General features: G+C 69.2%; 4 protein-coding genes. 2 read left to right on the plus strand and 2 right to left on the minus strand.

Annotated features, from left to right (window positions below; genetic code table 11):
• Nucleotides 1–77 precede the first annotated feature (77 nt).
• Together sppA (FG95_RS17580) and FG95_RS17585 are read right to left on the minus strand one after the other, a co-directional pair.
• The gene (sppA, locus tag FG95_RS17580; RefSeq protein ID WP_081933233.1) at nucleotides 78–2060 is read right to left on the minus strand and encodes a signal peptide peptidase SppA; all 1983 of its coding nucleotides are present in this window, start codon (nucleotides 2058–2060) and stop codon (nucleotides 78–80) included.
• A gap of 149 nt (nucleotides 2061–2209) precedes the next feature.
• Nucleotides 2210–3124 (minus strand): NAD-dependent epimerase/dehydratase family protein, encoded by a 915-nt coding sequence (locus FG95_RS17585; protein WP_037557547.1) that lies wholly within the window; start codon nucleotides 3122–3124, stop codon nucleotides 2210–2212.
• Nucleotides 3125–3158: 34 nt separating this feature from the next.
• Here FG95_RS17585 and FG95_RS17590 point away from each other — a divergent pair, with 34 nt between their 5' ends.
• Nucleotides 3159–4073 carry an NAD-dependent epimerase/dehydratase family protein gene (locus tag FG95_RS17590; RefSeq protein ID WP_037557547.1) on the plus strand — a complete coding sequence of 305 codons (915 nt, stop codon included), beginning with the start codon at nucleotides 3159–3161 and terminating at the stop codon, nucleotides 4071–4073.
• Nucleotides 4074–4222: 149 nt separating this feature from the next.
• A complete protein-coding gene (gene sppA, locus FG95_RS17595; protein ID WP_081933233.1) occupies nucleotides 4223–6205 on the plus strand; it encodes a signal peptide peptidase SppA in 1983 nt (660 codons plus the stop codon).
• Nucleotides 6206–6282: the final 77 nt, after the last annotated feature.

Below are 6282 nucleotides of genomic sequence, written 5' to 3' on the forward strand. Positions count from 1 at the left end.
GTCGGGGGAGGGCATGTCGTTTGGAAGGGTTGCCGAAACAGGCCCTCCCCTAACCCCTCCCGCAAGCGGGAGGGGGATTATTTCAGCAGCAGCGCCAGCGTCGCGAGGAAGCCCTTCGTTTCGGCCTGGCCCGGCCGCGGGACGGCGGGGAGGTAGGCGCGGCAGTCGAGGCACGACGCCTGCACCGACCCCGTTTGCGTCAGCATCGTCAAATCCTGCACCAACCGGCGTTCGGTGAGCTGGCGGTTCATCGCCGCGATGCCGAACCAGCCGCGCGGGAGCGCTGCCGTTTCTTCCTCGGTGCCCGACCAGCTGGCGAGCAGCTTCGAAAATTCGCTCGGCTCGTCCTCGAAATATTTGGCGTGGAAATCGCCGTCGACCTTCGCCAGCTTCGCCGCGGCGGCGAGCGCATCGGGCAGGCCGCCGAACTGGTCGACGAGGCCAATCTGGCGCGCGGTGCCGCCCGCCCAGACGCGGCCTTCGGCGATGGGCAATATCTTGTCGAGCGGCTGCTTGCGGCTCTTGGCGACAAGGCCGGTGAAGCGCGCGTAGATGTCTTCGACGCTCGCCTGCGCCAGCGCGTTGAATTCGTCGTTCACCCCGCCGAAGACGTCGGGCTGGCCCGACAGCGGCGTCGTCGCGATGCCATCGGCGTTGACCCCGATCTTGGCGAGCGCCTGGTCGAAGCTCGGCAGGATGCCGAACACGCCGATCGAACCGGTGATCGTCTCGGGCTCGGCAAAGATGCGGTCGGCGGGGGTCGAGACCCAATAGCCGCCCGACGCCGCGACATTCGCCATCGAGACGACGATCGGCAGCTTCTTCGCCTTGGCCGCGAGCAGCGCCTGGCGGATTTCCTCCGACGCGAGCACCGATCCGCCGGGCGAATCGACGCGCAGCACGATCGCCTTGATGCCGCTGTCGGCGGCGGCGTCGAGGATATGCTGCGCGATGGTTTCGCCGCCCGCGACGCCGCTCGGCGCCTCGCCGTCAACGATCTCGCCGACGACGGGGACGACCGCGATCGCACTGCCCTTTTGTTCGGGCGGATTGGCGGCGACCCAGTTTTCGAGCGGGATCGCATTATATTCCCATGGGCGGCTGTCGTCGGCCGTGCCGCTGATCTCGGCGACGCGGCGGTCGAACGCCATGCGGCTGCCGAGCTTGTCGACCAGGCCCGCGTCGAGCGAGGCTTTGGACAGATCGTTGCCCGCCGCCTTCACCGCGCCCGCGGTGTCGGCGATGAACGCGTCGAGCTTGGCGGCGGGGCGCGCTTTCTTGACGTCGGTCAGCCAGTTTTCCCAGAGGACGCCGGCATAGGCGAGGTTGGCCTCCTTCGCTTCGGGCGACTGATCGCTGCGCAGGAAGGGTTCGACCGCGCTCTTGAAGGTGCCGACGCGATAGATATGCGCGGTGACGCCGAGCCGGTCGATCAGCCCCTTGTAATAGAGACGCGATCCGCCCGGGCCCGCGATCGCGACGCCGCCGATGCCGTCGGCCCAGATTTCGCTCGCGTGCGCGGCGATCTGATAGCTGTCGGTGGTGTAGGCGGTGGCGAAGGCGAGCACGGGCTTTTTCTTTGCGCGCACCTTGTCGATCGCGGCGCCGATTTCGGCAAGCGACACCTGTCCGCCGCCGAGGAAGCGGTCGAGGTCGAGCACGACCGAGGTCACGCGATCGTCGCCGGCGGCGACTTCGAGCGCGTGGACGACGTCGCGGACGCGGACCTCCTTGAGCTGGGCGCCGCCCGAGAGTGCCGCGAACGGGTCGACTTCGGCGGGCTGTTCGCTGACGATCCCGTCGAGCTCGATGACGAGCGCACCCTTGCTGACCGGCAGGCCCGTGTTGGGGCGCCCGGCGAGCAGGCCGAACAGCGCGACGAAGAACAGCAGCAGGAAGATCAGCGCGAGCGCATCCTTGATCCCGACGAGCAGGTGCCAGACCTTGCGCGGGAAGCTGGTCGTGGATTTGCGCTTGTCGTCGCCGGGCAGCGGCCGGCGCACGGGGATGGCCCAGGGGCCGGCGGGATCGTTGGTCGTGTTCGCGGTGCTGTCGGTCATGTGAGCAAACCTAGGGATGCGCCTCGCCCTTGGCAATGTACGCTTCGACGGGCGGGCAATAGGGAGGGGGCGAACGTCGGATCAATCTTTTCATCCGTCATCCCCGCCTTCGCCGGGATGAGGGTCATGGTAAGGATGGGATTTAGGGGTCAAAGCCAGCCCTCGCGGCGGTACCAGCGCACCGTTTCGGCGAGCGCCTCGTCGGTGCCCAGCTCGGGGCGCCACAGCTCGGGGGGCGGGCATTTGCCTTCGGTCGCGACCCAGTCGGGATGCGCGATATAGCGTGCGCGGTCGGGGGTGAGCTTGGCGCGGCCGCGGCGCACGAGCGTGTCGAGCCGCCCGCCGGCCCTGAGCAGCAGCGCGGGGGTCGCGAGCGTCGAAAGACGCTGGCGTCCGACGGCGCGCGCGACGGCGCGGGCAAAGCTGCGATGCGACCAGCCCGTCGGTTTTCCGTCGTCGGGCTCGTAGATCTGGCCGATACCGACGACGCGGTCGGCGGCAAGCACGACGAGCAGGCGCGCGAGTTCGTCAACGTAGATCGCCGACATGCGGCCGCTCGGTACCAGCGCGATGCCGCGCCGCGCCATGCGGAACAGGTCGAGCATCTCGGTATCGCCGGGGCCGAACACCGCGGGCGGGCGGACGATCGTCCAGTCGAGCCCGCTTGCCATGACGACGGCCTCGGCGCGCTCCTTCGACCAGCCATAGTTGGAGAGGCCGGGCTCGCGTGCCGCGAGCGAGGAGACGTGGACGAAGCGCGTGACGCCGGCCTCTCGCGCGGCTTCGACGACGTTGGCGGTCGCGGTCGCATTGCCCGCCTCGAACGCCGCGCGGGTGGGGACGTTGACGACGCCTGCGATGTGCATGAGGGCGTCGGCGCCTTTCGCCATCTCGGCGAGACTGTCGGGCTGGTCGAGCGCGCCCGCGATCCACGTCACGCCGTCGCGCTCGGGCTGCGGGCGGCGGGTGAGGGCGCGGACGTGCCAGCCCGCTTCGACCGCTCGCCGCATCGTCGCACCGCCAGCGAAGCCGGTCGCGCCGGTCATTGCGAGGGTGGGTGTCATCTTGCTCCCCTCCCCTGAAGGGGAGGGGAGCAAGATGACACCCACCCTCGCAATGACCGGCGCGACCGGCTTCGCTGGCGGTGCGACGATGCGGCGAGCGGTCGAAGCGGGCTGGCACGTCCGCGCCCTCACCCGCCGCCCGCAGCCCGAGCGCGACGGCGTGACGTGGATCGCGGGCGCGCTCGACCAGCCCGACAGTCTCGCCGAGATGGCGAAAGGCGCCGACGCCCTCATGCACATCGCAGGCGTCGTCAACGTCCCCACCCGCGCGGCGTTCGAGGCGGGCAATGCGACCGCGACCGCCAACGTCGTCGAAGCCGCGCGAGAGGCCGGCGTCACGCGCTTCGTCCACGTCTCCTCGCTCGCGGCACGCGAGCCCGGCCTCTCCAACTATGGCTGGTCGAAGGAGCGCGCCGAGGCCGTCGTCATGGCAAGCGGGCTCGACTGGACGATCGTCCGCCCGCCCGCGGTGTTCGGCCCCGGCGATACCGAGATGCTCGACCTGTTCCGCATGGCGCGGCGCGGCATCGCGCTGGTACCGAGCGGCCGCATGTCGGCGATCTACGTTGACGAACTCGCGCGCCTGCTCGTCGTGCTTGCCGCCGACCGCGTCGTCGGTATCGGCCAGATCTACGAGCCCGACGACGGAAAACCGACGGGCTGGTCGCATCGCAGCTTTGCCCGCGCCGTCGCGCGCGCCGTCGGACGCCAGCGTCTTTCGACGCTCGCGACCCCCGCGCTGCTGCTCAGGGCCGGCGGGCGGCTCGACACGCTCGTGCGCCGCGGCCGCGCCAAGCTCACCCCCGACCGCGCACGCTATATCGCGCATCCCGACTGGGTCGCGACCGAAGGCAAATGCCCGCCCCCCGAGCTGTGGCGCCCCGAGCTGGGCACCGACGAGGCGCTCGCCGAAACGGTGCGCTGGTACCGCCGCGAGGGCTGGCTTTGACCCCTAAATCCCATCCTTACCATGACCCTCATCCCGGCGAAGGCGGGGATGACGGATGAAAAGATTGATCCGACGTTCGCCCCCTCCCTATTGCCCGCCCGTCGAAGCGTACATTGCCAAGGGCGAGGCGCATCCCTAGGTTTGCTCACATGACCGACAGCACCGCGAACACGACCAACGATCCCGCCGGCCCCTGGGCCATCCCCGTGCGCCGGCCGCTGCCCGGCGACGACAAGCGCAAATCCACGACCAGCTTCCCGCGCAAGGTCTGGCACCTGCTCGTCGGGATCAAGGATGCGCTCGCGCTGATCTTCCTGCTGCTGTTCTTCGTCGCGCTGTTCGGCCTGCTCGCCGGGCGCCCCAACACGGGCCTGCCGGTCAGCAAGGGTGCGCTCGTCATCGAGCTCGACGGGATCGTCAGCGAACAGCCCGCCGAAGTCGACCCGTTCGCGGCACTCTCGGGCGGCGCCCAGCTCAAGGAGGTCCGCGTCCGCGACGTCGTCCACGCGCTCGAAGTCGCCGCCGGCGACGATCGCGTGACCTCGGTCGTGCTCGACCTCGACCGCTTCCTCGGCGGCGGACAGGTGTCGCTTGCCGAAATCGGCGCCGCGATCGACAAGGTGCGCGCAAAGAAAAAGCCCGTGCTCGCCTTCGCCACCGCCTACACCACCGACAGCTATCAGATCGCCGCGCACGCGAGCGAAATCTGGGCCGACGGCATCGGCGGCGTCGCGATCGCGGGCCCGGGCGGATCGCGTCTCTATTACAAGGGGCTGATCGACCGGCTCGGCGTCACCGCGCATATCTATCGCGTCGGCACCTTCAAGAGCGCGGTCGAACCCTTCCTGCGCAGCGATCAGTCGCCCGAAGCGAAGGAGGCCAACCTCGCCTATGCCGGCGTCCTCTGGGAAAACTGGCTGACCGACGTCAAGAAAGCGCGCCCCGCCGCCAAGCTCGACGCGTTCATCGCCGACACCGCGGGCGCGGTGAAGGCGGCGGGCAACGATCTGTCCAAAGCCTCGCTCGACGCGGGCCTGGTCGACAAGCTCGGCAGCCGCATGGCGTTCGACCGCCGCGTCGCCGAGATCAGCGGCACGGCCGACGACAGCCGCCCATGGGAATATAATGCGATCCCGCTCGAAAACTGGGTCGCCGCCAATCCGCCCGAACAAAAGGGCAGTGCGATCGCGGTCGTCCCCGTCGTCGGCGAGATCGTTGACGGCGAGGCGCCGAGCGGCGTCGCGGGCGGCGAAACCATCGCGCAGCATATCCTCGACGCCGCCGCCGACAGCGGCATCAAGGCGATCGTGCTGCGCGTCGATTCGCCCGGCGGATCGGTGCTCGCGTCGGAGGAAATCCGCCAGGCGCTGCTCGCGGCCAAGGCGAAGAAGCTGCCGATCGTCGTCTCGATGGCGAATGTCGCGGCGTCGGGCGGCTATTGGGTCTCGACCCCCGCCGACCGCATCTTTGCCGAGCCCGAGACGATCACCGGTTCGATCGGCGTGTTCGGCATCCTGCCGAGCTTCGACCAGGCGCTCGCCAAGATCGGGGTCAACGCCGATGGCATCGCGACGACGCCGCTGTCGGGCCAGCCCGACGTCTTCGGCGGGGTGAACGACGAATTCAACGCGCTGGCGCAGGCGAGCGTCGAAGACATCTACGCGCGCTTCACCGGCCTTGTCGCCAAGAGCCGCAAGCAGCCGCTCGACAAGATATTGCCCATCGCCGAAGGCCGCGTCTGGGCGGGCGGCACCGCGCGCCAGATTGGCCTCGTCGACCAGTTCGGCGGCCTGCCCGATGCGCTCGCCGCCGCGGCGAAGCTGGCGAAGGTCGACGGCGATTTCCACGCCAAATATTTCGAGGACGAGCCGAGCGAATTTTCGAAGCTGCTCGCCAGCTGGTCGGGCACCGAGGAAGAAACGGCAGCGCTCCCGCGCGGCTGGTTCGGCATCGCGGCGATGAACCGCCAGCTCACCGAACGCCGGTTGGTGCAGGATTTGACGATGCTGACGCAAACGGGGTCGGTGCAGGCGTCGTGCCTCGACTGCCGCGCCTACCTCCCCGCCGTCCCGCGGCCGGGCCAGGCCGAAACGAAGGGCTTCCTCGCGACGCTGGCGCTGCTGCTGAAATAATCCCCCTCCCGCTTGCGGGAGGGGTTAGGGGAGGGCCTGTTTCGGCAACCCTTCCAAACGACATGCCCTCCCCCGAG

The sequence above is a fragment of the Sphingopyxis sp. LC363 genome (assembly GCF_000756385.1).
In the GTDB taxonomy this organism is placed as follows: Bacteria; Pseudomonadota; Alphaproteobacteria; order Sphingomonadales; family Sphingomonadaceae; genus Sphingopyxis.